16 protein-coding genes are annotated in these 18,253 nt (G+C 43.7%); 6 read left to right on the forward strand and 10 right to left on the reverse strand.

All coding sequences use genetic code 11. The features are described 5' to 3' along the window. Nucleotides 1-168 precede the first annotated feature (168 nt). The gene (locus tag AC1DU2_RS21745) at nt 169-1,545 is read right to left on the reverse strand and encodes an NHL repeat-containing protein (RefSeq protein WP_477386820.1); all 1,377 of its coding nucleotides are present in this window, start codon (nt 1,543-1,545) and stop codon (nt 169-171) included. A 256-nt stretch (nt 1,546-1,801) separates the two neighbouring features. Here AC1DU2_RS21745 and AC1DU2_RS21750 point away from each other — a divergent pair, with 256 nt between their 5' ends. Next, nucleotides 1,802-2,266 carry a DUF4920 domain-containing protein gene (locus AC1DU2_RS21750; RefSeq protein ID WP_477386821.1) on the forward strand — a complete coding sequence of 155 codons (465 nt, stop codon included), beginning with the start codon at nt 1,802-1,804 and terminating at the stop codon, nt 2,264-2,266. Nucleotides 2,267-2,288: 22 nt separating this feature from the next. Here AC1DU2_RS21750 and AC1DU2_RS21755 read toward each other — a convergent pair whose 3' ends face one another. From AC1DU2_RS21755 to AC1DU2_RS21775, 5 genes are all read right to left on the reverse strand, one after another. Continuing rightward, on the reverse strand, nt 2,289-2,774 hold the full coding sequence (locus tag AC1DU2_RS21755; RefSeq protein ID WP_477386823.1) for a hypothetical protein: 486 nt from the start codon (nt 2,772-2,774) through the stop codon (nt 2,289-2,291). Nucleotides 2,775-2,889: 115 nt separating this feature from the next. Then, nucleotides 2,890-3,558 (reverse strand): acyl carrier protein, encoded by a 669-nt coding sequence (locus AC1DU2_RS21760; protein ID WP_477366574.1) that lies wholly within the window; start codon nt 3,556-3,558, stop codon nt 2,890-2,892. A 160-nt stretch (nt 3,559-3,718) separates the two neighbouring features. Continuing rightward, nucleotides 3,719-6,535: a carbamoyl-phosphate synthase large subunit gene (carB, locus tag AC1DU2_RS21765; RefSeq protein WP_477366572.1), complete on the reverse strand. Its 2,817-nt coding sequence runs from the start codon at nt 6,533-6,535 to the stop codon at nt 3,719-3,721. A 164-nt stretch (nt 6,536-6,699) separates the two neighbouring features. Then, nucleotides 6,700-7,419: a sterol desaturase family protein gene (locus AC1DU2_RS21770; protein WP_477386825.1), complete on the reverse strand. Its 720-nt coding sequence runs from the start codon at nt 7,417-7,419 to the stop codon at nt 6,700-6,702. Between the two features lie 73 nt (nt 7,420-7,492). Continuing rightward, on the reverse strand, nt 7,493-8,062 hold the full coding sequence (locus tag AC1DU2_RS21775; RefSeq protein WP_477386827.1) for a Crp/Fnr family transcriptional regulator: 570 nt from the start codon (nt 8,060-8,062) through the stop codon (nt 7,493-7,495). Nucleotides 8,063-8,157: 95 nt separating this feature from the next. Here AC1DU2_RS21775 and AC1DU2_RS21780 point away from each other — a divergent pair, with 95 nt between their 5' ends. Continuing rightward, a complete protein-coding gene (locus AC1DU2_RS21780) occupies nt 8,158-8,688 on the forward strand; it encodes a hypothetical protein (RefSeq protein WP_477366564.1) in 531 nt (176 codons plus the stop codon). Between the two features lie 2 nt (nt 8,689-8,690). Here the strand turns inward: AC1DU2_RS21780 and AC1DU2_RS21785 are convergent, their stop codons facing one another. The 3 genes from AC1DU2_RS21785 to panC all read right to left on the reverse strand — a co-directional run bounded on the left by AC1DU2_RS21785 (nt 8,691) and on the right by panC (nt 10,986). Then, complete coding sequence (locus tag AC1DU2_RS21785) at nt 8,691-9,659, reverse strand: TonB family protein (protein ID WP_477386829.1); 969 nt, start codon at nt 9,657-9,659, stop codon at nt 8,691-8,693. Nucleotides 9,660-9,691: 32 nt separating this feature from the next. Next, entirely contained in the window at nt 9,692-10,042 is a 351-nt protein-coding gene (gene panD, locus AC1DU2_RS21790) for an aspartate 1-decarboxylase (protein ID WP_090651607.1), read from the reverse strand. 113 nt (nt 10,043-10,155) lie between these two features. Further along, nucleotides 10,156-10,986, reverse strand: a complete 831-nt coding sequence (gene panC, locus AC1DU2_RS21795; protein ID WP_477386831.1) for a pantoate--beta-alanine ligase — start codon at nt 10,984-10,986, stop codon at nt 10,156-10,158. Nucleotides 10,987-11,141: 155 nt separating this feature from the next. Between panC and AC1DU2_RS21800 the strand changes: the two genes are divergently transcribed. The 3 genes from AC1DU2_RS21800 (at nt 11,142) to glmS (ending at nt 15,411) form a co-directional block, all read left to right on the forward strand. After that, nucleotides 11,142-11,966 (forward strand): glycogen/starch synthase, encoded by an 825-nt coding sequence (locus AC1DU2_RS21800; protein WP_477366556.1) that lies wholly within the window; start codon nt 11,142-11,144, stop codon nt 11,964-11,966. Between the two features lie 15 nt (nt 11,967-11,981). Continuing rightward, nucleotides 11,982-13,388, forward strand: coding sequence for a DUF4270 family protein (locus tag AC1DU2_RS21805; protein ID WP_477386833.1), 1,407 nt, complete (start codon nt 11,982-11,984; stop codon nt 13,386-13,388). Nucleotides 13,389-13,575: 187 nt separating this feature from the next. Beyond that, complete coding sequence (gene glmS / locus AC1DU2_RS21810) at nt 13,576-15,411, forward strand: glutamine--fructose-6-phosphate transaminase (isomerizing) (RefSeq protein ID WP_477386835.1); 1,836 nt, start codon at nt 13,576-13,578, stop codon at nt 15,409-15,411. A gap of 134 nt (nt 15,412-15,545) precedes the next feature. On the opposite strand, the gene AC1DU2_RS21815 is transcribed toward glmS, so the two are convergent. Beyond that, on the reverse strand, nt 15,546-17,036 hold the full coding sequence (locus tag AC1DU2_RS21815; protein WP_477386837.1) for a catalase: 1,491 nt from the start codon (nt 17,034-17,036) through the stop codon (nt 15,546-15,548). A gap of 92 nt (nt 17,037-17,128) precedes the next feature. Between AC1DU2_RS21815 and AC1DU2_RS21820 the strand changes: the two genes are divergently transcribed. Beyond that, on the forward strand, nt 17,129-18,064 hold the full coding sequence (locus tag AC1DU2_RS21820) for a LysR substrate-binding domain-containing protein (RefSeq protein WP_477354405.1): 936 nt from the start codon (nt 17,129-17,131) through the stop codon (nt 18,062-18,064). Nucleotides 18,065-18,253: the final 189 nt, after the last annotated feature.

Below are 18,253 nucleotides of genomic sequence, written 5' to 3' on the forward strand. Positions count from 1 at the left end.
AAGGTGAAAGGTGAAAGGTGAAAGGTGAAAGGTGAAAGGTGAAAGGTGAAAGGTGAAAGGTGAAAGGTGAAAGGTGAATCAACCGGGCTTCGCCCGGTTGATTCACCTAATTGGGACATGCCGCTAACGCAGCTACCTTTTACCTTTCGCCTTTTACCTTTAACCTATTTATAAAGCAGGCAATACAATTTTACGGATACGGTTATTGCCAGAGTCGGTTACGTATAGGTTGCCGCTTGCATCGGCGGCTACTCCCTGTGGCGATGCAAATAAGGCGTTTGTACCACTACCTTCGGCAAAGCCAGCCGTAGCGCTAATGCCGGCTAACGGCAATAAAACTTTATTGGTGGTGATCTCAAATACACGGCCGGTTTGGTCGGCTATAAAAAGGTTTCCTTTAGCATCAAATGTCAATGCCGATGGCGAACCAATAACCTGGTGCTTTGGATCGCCCAGGTAGGTGCTCACTACACCGGCCGCTGTTATTTTGCGGATGGAATAATTTAGCGCGTCGGCTACATAAATATCGCCTGCTGCATCTATAGCCAGGCCCGATGGCTTGTTAAATGACGCGCTGGTAGCCGTAGTATTATTAACCCAGGCTGCTGCCCTGTTGCCGGCAAATGTTGTTACCACACCTGCGGCTGTAACCTTGCGGATCAGGTTATTACCCCTGTCGGCTACGTAAAGGCTGCCAGAACCGTCAATCACTATGCCGCGCGGGCTATTAAATGTAGCGGCAGTGCCTGTTCCATCGTCGTAACCTGCGGTTCCGCTACCTGCCAATGTGCTTACCACACCTGCAGGGGTTATTTTACGGATAATGTTATTGCTAAAATCGGCTACATAAATGTTGCCTGCGGCATCAGTTACCAGGCTTTCCGGTGCGTAGAACTGGGCATTGGCCAGTGAGCCATCTACGTACCCTATTGTTCCGTTACCAGTTAATGTGTTTACAGTACCGCCGGTAGTAACAGTCCTGATGGCGCTGTTAAAAGCATCGGCTATATAAATAGTACCTGTACTGCTAATGGTGATACCTTGCGGACTGTAAAAAGACGCGGCGGCACCTGTAGCATCAATGAAGCCGGCACTACTATTACCGGCAAATGTGCTCACGGTGCCTACTTTTGATGTCAAATCGGTACCGGTAGTAAATTCCACAACTTTACCATAGCCGGTACCAACAGAATTGGTGGCGTAGGCGCGTACATAATATTTGGTGTTAACTTTTAAGCCCTTCATTTTACTGGCATAGGTTAAATAGTTAACAGTATCGGCAGTTTTTGAATCGGCAGTAGTTGGGGTTGGGTTTGTAGCGCTCCAGCATACACCATAGGTTGATACGGCATAAGTAAGCGCCTCGGTAATAAAACCGCCGCTATGGGCGCTGGTGTCGGCAGCATCTTTAACCACATCAGTGGTAGATATAACAGGCACTACGCCAGGAGTTGGATTATTGCTTTTAATACACCCTGCCTGGGTTAAAGCAATAGTAAACACTACTGCTGCAAACAGGATGGAATTAGTAAGATTTTTGTTCATTTGAAATAATATGAATTAATGAGCACGGTATTATCAGCTGTAAAAATAAACAACTTGACAAAGCTTATTACCTAAAACGAATATTTTAACATTCATTAACACTTAAATAAAAGCCGGTTGCAAATTGAATAAAAATAAATGAGTTTAAAGTGAATATAATACGGCCAATAAACACAAAATGTAACAGTAATAAGCCCTTAAAGTAAATATGCAACATTTTGCAGGCTATGGTGTTATGTAAAAACAAGCTATAGTCATGAAAATATCCCCTTTATTAATTGCGTTATTAATGCCTGCGATGGTATTTGCCCAAAAGCACATACCCCTACCCCATGGTATGGTTTACGGCCAAAAGCCAGATACCATGGCCATGATGCCTGCTAATAAACTGGAAGCATCTATGGGCAAAAAGACTAGGATAAGCACCACCATTGAGGGTAAGATTATAAAAGTGACTAAAGAAAAAGGCGGCTGGTTTGATGTAGACGCCGGTGGTGGCAAAATAATGGCGGCTCACTTTAAAAACTACAATGTTATGCTACCTACCCAGTTGGCTGGCCGTACCGTAATTATAGAAGGCGTGGCCGAAAAAATGTTTATCGCCGATGATCTGCAACATCTGGCGGGCGATACAGTAAGCGGTAAAAGGCAGCACAAGGTAAAAACCGATCCTAAACGGACGGTTACGTTTGAGGTAAAGGGATTAATGGTTGATAAATAGCCTATGCCGGTAATGAATCTGTTTACTTTAGCCGGGTAAACGAATAACTGTAAATAAGCCTGATACCGAAAATGCTTAGCGACCTGTTATTATTGTTTTTGATATCGGCGTGAAAGTTTAAATCTATAGTTTGATGTGTTGTGGTCATCACCATATATCCTATGCCGGCTGTGCCGCCACCACCTGTCTCGCTAAAAACGTCGCCTTCGGCATTCACAAAGCCACCCGCATGCAGGTAAAATTGAGGAGTAACGTATACCCTGGCTGCAAGACCGGCATATGCCAGGTAAGGCGCCTCGATACCAACGGATGGTGTAATACTCAAAAAGTTATTTAATCTTAACTCACCCTGACCTACAATTCCATAGCCGGGCATGTTTTCTTTGGAGTAGCTTAATGCCCCACCGCCACCAATAGCAAATTTAGCCTGGGCTTTAGCATTATGTACAGTAAAAATGAGGCAAAAGGATGCGAAGATGGACGTTAAGGCTTTGCAGGCAGTGTTCATAAGGTTATATATTAAACAACAAAAGCCCCTTAATGCCGGGGCTTTCGTCATATTATTACAATAACGTAAAAAACAATAAATACTTATCCCACTAATTAAATTTAGCGTTATGAGCCTATACCAATGGTTTTAGGTGCAGTTCGTTAGTAAAAAGTTCTTTAACTTTTTGTACTACCTCGGCGCGGTTCACGGTGGCAGCATCGCGCCTGCATTTAAGGTAATGTTCCCTTGCCACTTTTTCGGCCAGGTCGCCAAGGGTTTTTACTTTCAGTTCTTTACCAAACCTGCCTGCAAGGGCAAATCCCGAAAGGGCAATTGCCAGGCCAAAGGCGGCTACGATAGGCTGAAAGAAAAAGCCAGCCAGCGATGCGGCCAGTATAAATGCAAAAGCGGCAATTACTCCTTGTTTGGGCTGCAATAAATTAAGCTGAAAACCCATTTCCCGTTCAATCTCATTAATAACCACAATTCGGTTATCCCGCGGAAAAATGTCTTCGAGCCGGGTTTGGGGTTTTACCAATTCCCTTGGAGCGGTAATGGTACAGTTAATGGCATTCCTGATTTTGTAAAATGCCTGCTGGGTGGTACAGCTTTCGTTGTTTACGTGTTTTATCTTTTCAACAACAATATCGCAAAGTTTACCTAACGTTTTTACATCCCGTACAGATGTATCTTCGAAACTAATATTAAATGATCTTTCAATTTTTACAAGAACGTCACCTAAATCCTCAGGGTCAACACTATTAAGGTTGAATGCCTGGTTATTATTCAAATTAACTTTCAAACTATAGCAACTAAATTTAACCATAAATTGCCTGTAACCGGGGCTACAGGCAATTGTTATTAGCTATTAAACTACTTTTAAATCATAAGTACTTAGCCGATCGTCATAAGTGATCTGTCTTTCTCGACTTAGAACTCAAAACTTCCGACTAAAGACTACTTTACCGGCTCAGGTACATTGATTTCTCTTTGTACAGGTGACGGAAATATGGGTCCTGAAGGTTAGGGATAAAGCGGATAGCCTCTCCTGTCGATTTCATTTCAGGGCCTAACTCCTTGTTCACTTCAGGGAATTTATCAAACGAGAACACCGGTTCTTTGATGGCATAGCCCCAAAGTTTGCGTTCGATGGTGAAGTCTTTCAGTTTGGCAACGCCCAGCATTACTTTGGCCGCTATGTTGATGTATGGTACATCGTAAGCTTTGGCTATAAAAGGTACCGTACGCGACGCACGCGGGTTGGCTTCTATCACAAACACCTGGTCGTTTTTAACGGCAAACTGGATGTTTAGCAAGCCACGCACATTTAAGGCCCTGGCAATTTTTTCGGTATACTCCTCCATCTGGCTTATCACATTGTCGGATAAATCAAAAGGCGGTAACACCGCAAATGAGTCGCCCGAGTGGATACCGGCTGGCTCAATGTGTTCCATTAAACCAACGATGTGCACGTCGTCGCCATCGCTTATCGAGTCAGACTCGGCTTCGGCGGCACGGTCAAGGAAGTGGTCAATCAGTACGCGGTTACCGGGCAGGTTTTTAAGTAAGCTAACAACAGCTTTCTCCAAATCCTCATCGTTAATCACAATGCTCATGCCCTGGCCACCCAATACATAGCTTGGGCGAACAAGTACCGGGTAACCAACCTGGTGCGCTACTTCAAGGGCTTCTTCGGCACTTTCGGCAACACCGTATTTAGGGTAAGGGATATTCAATTCTTTCAACAGATCGCTGAAACGGCCGCGGTCTTCGGCCACATCCATATCATTGAATGAGGTACCTATGATGTTAATGCCGTGCTCGTGCATCTTCTCGGCCATTTTTAAAGCGGTTTGGCCACCAAGCTGTACAATTACACCGTAAGGTTTTTCCAATTCGATGATCTCGCGAACGTGCTCCCAGTAAACCGGCTCAAAGTATAGCTTGTCGGCCATGTTAAAGTCGGTTGATACCGTTTCGGGGTTACAGTTAACCATGATGGCTTCAAAGCCCGATTCTTTTGCGGCCAGTAATCCGTGCACGCAGCTATAATCAAACTCAATACCCTGGCCTATACGGTTGGGGCCTGATCCTAAAACGATGATCTTCTTTTTATCAGACGAGACAGATTCGTTTTCGCCTTCGTAAGTAGAGTAATAGTAAGGTGTTTTTGCAGGGAACTCCGCAGCGCAGGTGTCAACCATTTTGTAAACACGCTTAATGCCCAGGGCTTTGCGGCGCTGGTAAACATCTTCTTCGGTAACGTTGCCTAAAATGTAAGCAATTTGTGTATCCGAGAAGCCTTTTTGTTTTAGGGTGAACAGGAAGTCTTCAGGGATATTGTTCAGTGAGTAACGGCGCAGTTCGTTCTCTAAGTTAACCACATCCATAATCTGGTTCAGGAACCAGCGATCGATCTTGGTAACTTTACGTACCGATTCTATTGGTACACCAAGGCTTAAGGCATCATAAATATGGAATAACCTGTCCCAGCTAGGGTGCTCCAGGCTGTACATAATTTCTTCCAGGTTGCGGCTTTGGCGGCCATCGGCACCTAAACCGGCCCGGCCTATCTCTAAACTCTGACAGGCTTTTTGCAAAGCTTCAATAAAGCTGCGGCCAATGCCCATTACCTCGCCTACCGATTTCATTTGCAGGCCAAGCTCGCGATTGGCGCCTTTGAATTTATCAAAGTTCCAGCGTGGTATTTTTACAATCACATAATCCAAAGTAGGCTCAAAATAAGCCGAAGTTGTTTTGGTGATCTGGTTTTCTATTTCATCAAGGTTATAACCTATGGCCAGCTTAGCAGCAATCTTAGCAATTGGGTAACCGGTTGCTTTGGATGCCAGTGCCGATGAACGCGATACGCGCGGGTTAATTTCAATGGCGATGATGGCTTCGTCGGCAGGGTTAACCGAGAACTGTACGTTACAGCCACCAGCGAAGTTGCCAATGGCGCGCATCATGCGGATGGCCTGGTTACGCATATCCTGATAGCAGCGGTCGCTCAGGGTCATGGCCGGGGCCACGGTTATCGAGTCGCCGGTATGGATACCCATCGGGTCGAAGTTTTCGATAGAGCAGATGATAATTACGTTGTCGTTATTATCGCGCAGCAGTTCCAATTCGTATTCTTTCCAACCTATAACGGCTTGTTCAACCAAAACCTCGTGGGTAGGTGATGCCTGTAAGCCTTTGCTTAATGCGGCATCAAAATCTTCTTTTTTGTGCACAAAGCCTGCACCTTTACCACCAAGGGTATAGCTTGGGCGGATAACCAGCGGGAAACCAATTTCCTGCGCGGCTTCTTTACCTTCCAGAAAAGAGTTGGCAATTTTGGATTTGGCAACACCTACACCAATATCAACCATCAATTGGCGAAAAGCTTCGCGGTTTTCGGTTTTTTCGATGGCGGCAATATCAACACCCACAATTTTTACATTGTACTTTTCCCAAATACCTTGCTCGGCAGCTTCAATACAAAGGTTAAGCGCGGTTTGGCCACCCATGGTAGGTAGTACCGCGTCAATTTGTCGCTCATTAAGTATCTGCTCGATACTTGCGCAGGTTAAGGGCAGCAGGTAAACATGATCGCCAATAACCTTATCCGTCATGATAGTGGCGGGGTTGCTGTTGATGATGGAAACGGTGATGCCTTCTTCTTTAAGGGAAAGGGCGGCTTGCGAGCCGGCGTAATCAAATTCGCAGGCCTGGCCAATAATAATGGGGCCAGAGCCGATAATCAGAACGGATTTGATGGAATTATCTTTGGGCATAGGGCTTTTTTTTAAATCAAAAGTTCTAAGTCAAAAGTTAAAGGATTTTTATCTCCTTTAAACGATTTTTCCTATGCACTGAAGGCGAGAAATCCCGACCTCAGTGTCGGGGTGCAAAGATAGAGTTTTGACGCACACAATTAATCTTTTTTTTGAATTAATATTTATATTTTATGTACGTCCTTAAATTTTAGCATTTCGGTGAGTTTTAGCTCCTTGTCTGTATCAAATCCGCATGATGTTGTAAAGTTTTGCGGATTGCGGTACGTGCCAAATAACATATCCCACCAAACAATATCGCCATAATTATTGCTGTGTTTTTCGTACTCGTGATGGATACGGTGCATCTCGGGTCGCTGGAAAATGTAGCCTATCCATTTTGGAGTTTTGATATTGGTGTGATAGAAAAATTCGCCCAAAGCGGTGCACAAAGTATATATAGCTCCTGACTCGGGGCTTAAGCCAAGCAGCGTGTACACCAGCAAACTGCCTATTACTGAGTTAGCAGCCATCTCCAACGGATGTTTATAAAATGACGTTATCACTTCAATGCGCTGTGCGCTATGATGTATCTGGTGAAAATGCCGCCATAAAAAATCACTCCGATGGCGCCACCTATGCCACCAATAAAATATAAAAGTTGCTATAAAGTAAGCCACCACTCCGCCAAGCCAATTGGGCATATGGCGCGACAGAAAGAAAAGAGAATAGCCAGACAGCCATTTTTCCCAGCTATAACCGGCAATAACTACAATAAGTAACTGTACAAAATTGATAGCAAGCACCCTTATGGTCCAGGTAGGCACCTGGGGAAGTTTCCACCCGGGCGAAAGCTTTTCAATGAGGAAACAAACGGCAAAACAAATTAAAATGATATAAAGCATGGTTTTATGTTTTTGATTAAATCAAATCTCGGTGCCAGGCCTGTCAATAAGTTTTGACTTATATCAAAAAACGTTACCCTTTAGCTCTTATCCTGCTTAAGGTTTCTTGTTTAATACTTAAAAATGATGCTATTTGCCCCAGGGACGCTTTTTGAAGGATGCCGGGATGGCTTTGCATTAGGTTTTCATACCGTTCTTTTGCACTGAGCGTTTGCAGGTTAATAGTCCGCTCTTCACTGCGGATGTAATACTGTTCGGTAACAAGGCGTCCGGTTAGGTTAAACTCCGGGTATTTTTTGTACATAGCTTGTAGCTGGTCCCAATTGATGGATTGCAGAACGCTATCTTCCAGTACCTGGATGTTTTCGAAAGAAGGCTTACGCGAAAAAAAGCTATAGACCGATACAATGATTTCGCCCTGGCCATTAAACCAACTGGTAAATTCGTTACCCGCTTTATGGTAGTAGGCCCTGGTAAAGCCTTGTTTTACAAAATAAATGCGCTGCGACACCTGCCCTGCTTTTAACAGGATTGATTTCTTAGCATAATGGTCTTCAACCAGATATGACTCAAGCTGGCTTTTTATCTGCGGTGTTAGGATATTTATATTATTAAGTACTTGCAATAAACCATTTGTTTCCATAAAATCTTAATATATTTATACAAGGTATAAATTACCTATAAAACCAATTAAACTTGTAATTGTAGTAATGTACAATTACCTTACAGCGATAAATTATGATGAAGAAACATACATTTTTTCTGTTTGCCGCTATTTTCCTCTTCGGAAGCTGTGGTATGCTGCAGTCAATCATGAAATCTACGTTCCCTTACACGGCTAACCTGGTAATTCCGGCATCATCATCGGTCGATCAGCCGCATACCGCCATAAGTACAGCCAACAGTTTCGACCAGGATTTTACCAAAGATGGCAATAATGCAAACCAGATAAGTGAAGTTCGCATTATATCGGCAAAGCTGCAATCAAAAGATCCATCGGATTATAACATTGGCAATATTGCAGCATTAAGGATTTATATGGCCAAAGCCGATGGCAGCGACGAGGTGTTGGTGGCCATTCGTAAAGATATTACTGCCAATGTTGGTAACAGTGTAGTGCTGGATATAGACAACTCGCATTTTTTGGATGAGATTGTAAGGGAGCCAAGCGTGCGCATCAGGATGGTTTACCTGTTACGTAAAGCCGTTAACACCGATGTGGAACTTAAAGTATCGTTAAGCATAGGTGCGGAGCCGCGGGAGCGATAGTATCAATACCCCTGTAAAGCGAAAGCAACCGGTACTGAATATATGACCCTTACCGCACGGCCAAACCTGGTACCCGGTACCCACTTCGGCGAAGCGTTTAATACCCTTGCGGCTTCGGCATCAAGCTCCTTGCTAACAGATTTTGTAACTTTAACCTCTGTAACCTGGCCGCTTTTTTCAACAACAAAGGTTAAAACTACCCGGCCTTGTATATTATTTTGCCTTGCATAGGTGGGATATTCAATATGATTTGAAAGATACCGGCCAAAGCCTGGCACCCCGCCCTTAAACTGCGGTGGCACACTCCTTGTTTTGGTATAGGTATTAACTGTGCCTTCATCTAATGTTGCAGTACCTGAAATAAGCTGGCCGTTACTATAATTTTCTTCAAAACGGGTGTGGATATCATCAAAGCGGCCTTTCCAAAGCCCTTCCCGTTTGCCATTTTTGATTTCGCCCTCTTCGGTTATTTTTTTTAAATTGTTACTATAACCAACATAATGCCCGTTACCGTTGGTTACCAATAGCGTTCCTACAGAATCGCGGCAATCCGTCACCAGGTAGTTTTCTTCAAAATCATTATAAGGACTGTCGTTATCAGGAAACTCCCTGCCAAGGTATAACTTACCGTTTGGGAAATAATCATACGCGCTACCAATCACTTTGCCTTTTTTGTAGGTGCGCACAGATTCTTTATTGCTGTTTTTAAAATAAGTGATGCACTGATCCTCAAGTGTTACCGGATCGATGGTAGAGGTTTTACCCAGCATCTTAACTTTCCCGTTAGGATAGTACTCCAGAACATTGAAAAAAACAGTCCCTGAATCGGGCTCGCGAATGATCCTGATATAATCGGCGCTGTCGCGAACATCAACATGTTTGCCGTTGTTTTTCAAAAAATAAACATTCTGACGCTGGGCAAAGCATAGCGATGCCATGAAAAGAAAGGTAAAGGTTAAAGGTAATTTCATTAGTAAACCAGGGGCTTTAAAACCGCCCTAATTTACTTTATTAATTTATTATCAGCATCAGGAAATACCAATATGGGTTCATATTTTCTTGCCTCGTCGCGCTCCATGTAGGCGTATGACATAATGATAACCACATCACCAACCTGGGCCAGCCTGGCGGTAGCACCATTTAAACAAACCGTGCCGCTGCCGCGCTCACCTTTTATAACATAAGTTTCAAAACGCGCGCCGTTATTGTTATTCACTATCTGAACTTTTTCGTTCGGAATAATATCGGCCGCTTCAATCAGGTCTTCATCAATTGTAATACTGCCCACGTAATTCAGCTCCGCCTGCGTAACCTTCACCCTGTGAATTTTGGACTTCAATATCTCAATAATCATGGTGCAAAGTTATAAATAAATTTAGTCGATAGTTCATGGTCCATAGTCGATAGATTGTAAAATGATTAATCACGGCTGTAACGCTATTTTTGCCATGATCTATCAGCCCTCGTCTATCCAATCAACATATTATCTATCAATCTTGTTTTACCTGCCCGGGCTGCTACCAGGGCTACTATATTTTGAGTGGCGGCGGTGGCCGGCAATAATGTATCGCCATCAACAATTTCAAAATATTCAAGGCTAATGTCCGGCTCAGCACCAATCATCTGTTCTGCCTGCTGCTGAAGCATTTGTATATTTTCTGTATCGAAATTGCTTTTAACCCAGTTTAATGTTTTTGATAATATGAGGGCATGCTGCCTGTCGCCGGCGGTTAAGTGAATATTCCTCGAGCTCATGGCCAGGCCATCGTCATCGCGCAAAATGGGGCACATGACCACCTTTACCGGCATGTTTAATAAATTAACCATTTTATTGATCACCATAAACTGCTGGTAGTCTTTTTGGCCAAAAAAGGCGATGTCGGGCTTTACGATGTTGAACAGTTTATTTACCACCTGCATAACACCCTGGTAATGTCCCGGCCGGAATTTGCCTTCCAGTAAATGCTCCAGGTTGCCTATATCTAAATGCCATTTCTCATTACCATCATACATCTCATCAACCGCCGGGTTAAACAATATATCGCAGCCTGCCTGCTCCAGCATAGCTATATCGGCAGCAATGGGACGGGGATACTTTTCAAGGTCTTTCGGATCGTTAAACTGGGTGGGGTTTACAAAAATACTGCAAACCACTTCGGTGCTAATTTGCTGAGCCTGTTTAATTAACGATACGTGGCCGTTATGCAGTGCGCCCATTGTAGGTACAAAGCCAACAGTTTTGCCGGTTTTGTTGGCAAAGTACTGGTTTAGCTGTTGCCTGGTAGTAAATATCTTCAATGTAGTTTGAATTACAAAATTTGGTAAAGGTGTGCATTTACGCAAAAAATACCAAAAGTTACTTGCACAATTCGTTGACAGTTCATATAATAATGATTATATTTGCACACTCAAATTTTTTGACTTCTTTACATATTTTTAATACTGATTAAGTGATGGGTAAATCTAAGCTATTGTTTATAACTCATGAAATGTCTCCTTTCCTTGAACTCACAAAAATTGCTGAAATAACACGCCAACTTCCGCAGGCAATGCAGGAGAAGGGATTCGAGATCCGGATCCTTATGCCGCGTTTTGGCAATATTAACGAGCGCAGGAACAGGCTTCATGAAGTTATCCGTTTATCGGGTATGAATATTATTATCAACGATAATGATAACCCGCTGATCATTAAGGTAGCATCTATCCCGGCAGCGCGTATGCAGGTGTATTTTTTAGATAATGAAGAATATTTTCAGCGTAAACATGTGTTTGGTGATAAGGACGGCAAGTTTTATGCCGATAATGACGAGCGTATGATCTTCTTTTGCAAAGGTGCATTGGAAACGGTTAAAAAATTAGGATGGGCTCCAGACATCATCCATTGCCATGGATGGTTAAGCGCCCTGGTGCCTGCGTATTTAAAAACTACTTACAAAGACGATCCAACTTTTAAGCATTCAAAAATCATTTATTCGATTTACGAAAATGATTTTAATGACAAGCTTGGCGCCGACTTTGCCCAAAAAGCAATCATGAGCAACATGACCGAGGCGCACGTTGACGCTTACAAAGAAGGCACCAACACTGCCCTTTATGCAGGCGCAATCCAGTACTCAGACGGGATTGTTTTGGGCAGCGAGAATATAGACGCAGATGTGTTAAATAATGTTAAAAACAGCAATAAATCGGTTTTAGAATTTGATTCTACCGCAGATTTCGAAAATTATTACAATTTTTACGACGAAATTACCAACGACGAATTGGTGCATGTTGCATAAGACTTAATATTATATATGAAATTTTTCAGATTAGACTTATTGACCCTGTTAATAAGTCTTTTTATTTTCAATAGCTGTAAGCGCCAGGAGGGCATAGGTTTAGGGGTAGATACGTCATCCCAGGTAAGCGGCACTTTGCTTGTTGATACTACCGTTACCATCAACACTGTTGACGAAGATACCGCAACCGTAGTTACATCGGGTTTAACTAAAACACCGCTTGGCGAATTTGTTGACCCGGTTTTTGGTACAACTAAAACAAACGTGGCAATGGCTATCCAGCTGCCAACGGCTCCGTATACAGTTCCTGCAGGTACACTTACTATAGATTCGGCCGTGCTTGTACTGGGCTATGCCGATGGCTTTTATGGAGATTCTGTAGTTTCCCGTTATAAAGTTAACGTATATCAGCTACAAAATAAGCCCACTAACGAAACCTATTATGGCACCAAACGCTGGGCAAGCCAGGCTACTGTATTGGCAACCAAAACATTTACAGCCAACACCCATGATAGCTTAACCATTGCCCGCATTCGTAAAGATACCATTGATACCGTGCAAAGGGTTGCGCCGCAGTTGCGTATACCTTTTAGCAAGCAGTTTATTTATGATAACCTTTTTAATGCCACTGGTACAGCGTTAGCTTCTGACGCGGCTTTCCAGGATTTAGTTAAAGGTTTATATCTAACCGTGGCAAGGGCGCAATCTTCAAATGTGGGTGGTACTTTGCAATTAAATCTTTCATCTACACGGTCGCACCTTGATGTGTTTTACAAGGCCAAGAATGATACTACAACAGATACAGCAAGTGTATCGTTAACCTTCCCTATACATGCTGCCGAAATAAGGCATCAGTATGGCAGTGTGACGGATGCCGCAAGGAAGGCTAAAGTAACCAGCCAAACTACAGTTTACCTGCAAGGGTTGGGCGCATTGCGCGCCAAAGTAGGGTTCCCGGGCTTAAGTAAGCTTAACGCCGATTCAATTGTGCTAAACCGCGCCGAATTGGTTATAACACCGGTGCAAGGCTCGGGTATTCCGTATCAATCGTTGCCCAAATTAGCCATGTATCAATTAGATATTGCCAACCAGCGTATTTTGATACAGGATGCATCGTCATCAAATGCACTTTACCAGGCAGGGGTATTTGGCGGCTTTTACACCCGTACCACCAAAGAACCGGTAAAAGCCTACCGCTTTGTAATTACAAGCTACGTACAGGATTTGATTCGTAAAAAGACAATAGATTATGGCACTTACGTTGCCCCTATTGATACTACCGAAGTAAACTCAACCACTGGCGCAGGCATTATAGCCCCAAGCGCGCAAATTGCGGGCCGTACAATATTGATTGGGAGCGATAAAAATTCGCCTTACCGCATTAAGCTGAATATTTTTTATACCAAGATACCCAAGCTGTAAAAGCTTAATTAAAATAAAAAGAATCCCCGCTTAGGGGATTTTTTTGTTTAAGCCCAAAACACTTCTTAAAATTAATTTTTAAGTAAGTAAAAACCTTTCCATTTTCTGAAATAATTAAAATAATAAGCTATGAAGTGTGTTATATAGCTGATTATTTTTGCTCCATTTACATTTTATAAAATTTACTATGTGCGGAATTGTTGGTTATATAGGTTACAGAGATGCTTATCCCATCATTATAAAAGGACTTCATCGTTTAGAATACAGGGGCTATGACAGTGCCGGTGTTGCGCTGTTAGATAAAGAACTAAAGGTTTATAAAAAGGCCGGCAAGGTTGATGACCTTGAAAACTTTGTGAAGGGCATTGATCTTAAAGGATCAATGGGTATGGGGCACACACGCTGGGCTACCCACGGCGCACCAAGCGACCGAAACTCGCACCCACACTCATCCGGTAATCGTAAGCTTACCATAATACACAATGGTATTATCGAAAACTATGGCGTTATTAAAGAAACGCTTACAGCCAAAGGCCACATTTTTAAAAGCGATACCGATACCGAGGTGCTCATTCACCTGATAGAAGATATCATGGACCAAACAGGCCTCGGCCTGCGCGAGGCTGTAAGGGTATCGCTTACTAAAGTTATCGGCGCCTATGCCATAGTGATCATGAGTGCCGACGAGCCCGATTTGCTGATAGCGGCACGTAAAGGCAGCCCCATGGTGATAGGTGTTGGCAAAGGCGAATACTTTATTGCATCAGATGCTACACCCATTGTGGAATACACCAAAAACGTTATCTATTTAAACGATAACGAAATTGCCTACATACACCGTGATAACCTGCTGATCAAAAACATCGATAACTCGGTACAAACACCCTATATCCAGGAGCTTGACCTGAAGCTGGAAATGCTGGAAAAAGGCGGCTACGAACATTTTATGCTGAAAGAGATTTACGAGCAGCCGCGCTCTATCCGCGATTGCTTACGTGGCCGTATTTACCCGCAGCAAGGCAAAGTTCAGTTGGGTGGTATCAAAGAATATACGGAGAAGCTGAAGAACGTAGACAGGATTATTATCATTGCCTGCGGCACCTCATGGCATGCCGGGCTGGTTGGCGAGTATTTGATTGAGGAATACGCCCGTGTACCTGTCGAGGTGGAGTATGCTTCGGAGTTTAGATACCGTAACCCCATCATCACCGAGAAAGATTTGGTAATAGCCATCTCCCAATCGGGCGAAACTGCCGATACCATGGCGGCCATAGAGTTGGCCAAGGAAAAAGGAGCTACTATTTTTGGTATCTGCAACGTGGTAGGTGCATCCATTCCGCGTACTACGCATGCCGGTGTTTACACACATGCGGGGCCCGAAATTGGGGTGGCATCAACCAAGGCGTTTACAGCCCAGGTAAGTGTTTTAACGCTGATTGCGTTTTATATAGCCCAGCAGCGCGGCAAAATAACCCAAAGTAAGCTGGTTGAATATTTAACCGAATTAAACCAGATCCCTCAACTGGTTGAGGAAGCTTTAAAATGCAACGATCACGTGATCAAGATTGCCGCCAAGTTTAAAGATTCAACCAACTGCCTGTTCCTGGGCAGGGGCAGTTCATTCCCGGTTGCTTTGGAGGGCGCTTTGAAGCTGAAAGAGATTTCCTATATTCATGCCGAGGGTTACCCTGCCGCCGAAATGAAACACGGGCCCATCGCCTTAATTGACGATGATATGCCGGTGGTTGTAATTGCAACCCAAAGCTCATCATATGAAAAGGTGATCAGTAATATACAGGAGGTAAAGGCCCGCAAAGGCCACGTAATAGCAATTGTTACCGAAGGCGATACCGAGGTAAGAGACATGGCCGACTATGTAATTGAGATACCCCAAACCCACGAAGCATTTGTGCCGCTGATAGCAACTATACCATTACAACTATTGGCTTACCATATAGCCGTTATGAGGGGCTGTAATGTTGACCAGCCAAGGAATCTGGCTAAGTCGGTTACCGTGGAGTAAGTTTTAGGTGGTACGTTTAACGTTGTAGGTTTTACGTAATACGTTTTTATTTGAAGCAAAAACCGCTAGTAGCTACTAGCGGTTTTTTGCTTTAGGCTGTTTACGTAAAACTTACAACGTCCAACGTACAATCTCTAAGCCGGCATGTGCTGCATGGTTTCTGCCAGGTCAAGCTGCAGGCCTTTGGCTATGGCCATGCCCAGGTTAATATCTGCACGGAACCAGTGGCAAAGCTGGCGGTTGGTAATCAGGTCTTTCTTCGGCCCATCTATGCCGCTCATGGAGTTTACGATATTATTAATCAGGTCCTGCTTTTGCTGGGCATCCATTAACCGGTACAAATTGCCGGGCTGGGTGTAATGGTCGTTTTCGCCTTCGGCATTGCGGTCGTACCAATCGCCAACAGAGCTGCCAAAATCCCAGGCGGGTTCTTTGTAGCTTTGGTCGGCCTCAATATCATCAAAGCTATTGGGGAAGTAATTAGGTGCCGATGCGCCATTGCCGTTTACTGCCATTGCGCCATCCCGTTGGTAATTGCTTACCAGGTAAGGGCATTTATTAACCGGTATTTGCTCGTAATTGCCCCCTAAACGGTAACGGTGCGCATCCGGATACGATAAAATTCGGCCCTGCAGCATTTTATCCGGCGAGTAACCAACACCATCAATAACGTGAGCCGGGGCAAAAGCAGCCTGCTCAACATGGGCAAAATAATTATCCGGGTTCTCATTCAGTTCCAATACGCCAACATCAATCAGCGGGTAATCGCCATGTGGCCACACCTTGGTTAAATCAAATGGGTTGATGTGGTAAGTTTTGGCATCAGCCTCGGGCATTACCTGTATTTTCATGGCCCATTTCGGAAAATCGCCATTATCAATATGGGTTAGCAAATCATGCTGGGCAAAATCAGGGGCTTTGCCACGCATTTCGCCGGCTTCGGCATCGGTAAAGTTTTTGATGCCTTGCTGGGTTTTAAAATGGAATTTAACCCAAAATCTTTCGTTAGCGGCATTAATAAATGAAAAGGTATGGCTGCCGAAGCCATCCATGTGGCGATAGCCGTAAGGCGTACCCCTATCGCTCATCAGAATGGTTACCTGGTGCAGGCTTTCGGGGTTTAACGACCAAAAATCCCACATCATGGTAGCGCTTTTGCAATTGGTATACGGGTCGCGCTTTTGCGTGTGGATGAAATCGCCAAATTTTTTGGGGTCTTTTATAAAAAACACAGGGGTGTTATTGCCAACTAAATCCCAATTACCATCCTCGGTATAAAACTTAATGGCAAAGCCACGCGGGTCGCGCTCGGTATCTGCCGATCCTTTTTCGCCGCCAACGGTCGAAAAACGAAGAAACAATTTTGTTTGCTTGCCAATGGCGTTAAAAACTTTTGCCCTGGTGTATTTACTTATATCATGTGTAATTGTCAGTGTGCCGTATGCGCCCGAACCCTTGGCATGCACAACACGCTCAGGTATACGTTCGCGGTTAAAATGTGCCATTTTCTCGTGCAGAATAAAATCCTGCAATAGAATTGGCCCCCTTGGCCCCGCGGTTTGGGAGTTCTCGTTTTCGGCGTAAGGCTTGCCCGAGGCGGTTGTCAGTTTCTTTTTAGTTTCCATAAATACTTGGTTTTGTCATTCAAACTTCAGTATAATAATTCAATAGAGAAAATCAATAATTACTATATTTGTATAGAATTTATCTATATCAAATGACCATAACACAACTGGAGTACATTGTAGCTGTCGATACCTATCGCAGCTTTGTTTTAGCCGCCGAAAAGTGTTTTATTACGCAGCCTACCTTGAGCATGCAGGTACAAAAGCTGGAGGATACCCTCGGCGTAAAAATATTCGACCGTAGCAAACAGCCTGTGACACCTACCGAAATTGGCATCGAAATAATTACCCAGGCCCGCATCATGCTGTCTGAAAGTGAAAAGATCAAAGAGATCATTACCGACAGGCAAAAAGAGCTATCGGGCGAACTAAGGGTTGGTATTATCCCTACTGTATCGCCTTACATATTACCAAAAATCATCCACGGGTTTATTGAAAAATACCCGCAGGTGAAGCTTGTAGTATGGGAGCAAACAACCGAAGAAATTGTTCAGCAGTTAAAACTGGGGATGATTGATTGCGGAATATTGTCAACCCCGCTGCATGAAAGTAGCTTGACGGAGATCCCCGTTTTTTATGAAAATTTTGTAGCCTACGTATCTAAAAACAGCAAGCTTTCAAAAAAGAAAAACATTACCCCCGATGATATCGATATGGAGGAAATCTGGATCCTGAACGAAGGACATTGCATGCGCGAACAGGTATTAAACATTTGCCAGCGCCGCAAGGCCACCAAAGGTTTCCAGCATTTTGAATATAATACCGGCAGCGTTGAAACCCTCAAACGCATGGTCGATCAAAACAATGGCGCCACCATATTACCCGAACTGGCCCTTGCCGAGTTAAACGATAAACAGCTGGACAAGGTGCGCTATTTTAAGTCCCCGGAACCGGCCCGCGAAGTAAGCATCGTTATCCAGCGTAACTTTTTGAAGCGTCGCCTGATTGAAGCCCTCAAAAACGAGATACTTGAGTTTGTACCCAAACGGATGAAAAGCAAGAAGAAAAAAGAATTAATGGATATATAGTTTTAGATGTGCAGATTTCAAATTGCAGATGTGCAGCTGAAAAAAGCTATAGAGCGAATGGTGTTAATTGCAACCCTTCAGGTCCCAGATGTCTTGATACTTGATACTAACTACTTGATACCTGTTTAGAATCTTTCTAAATAAATTTGGATGAATTGTCATAATGGATTACTTTTGGCCATTATTTAT

The organism is Mucilaginibacter sp. P4_C11, from assembly GCF_056402115.1.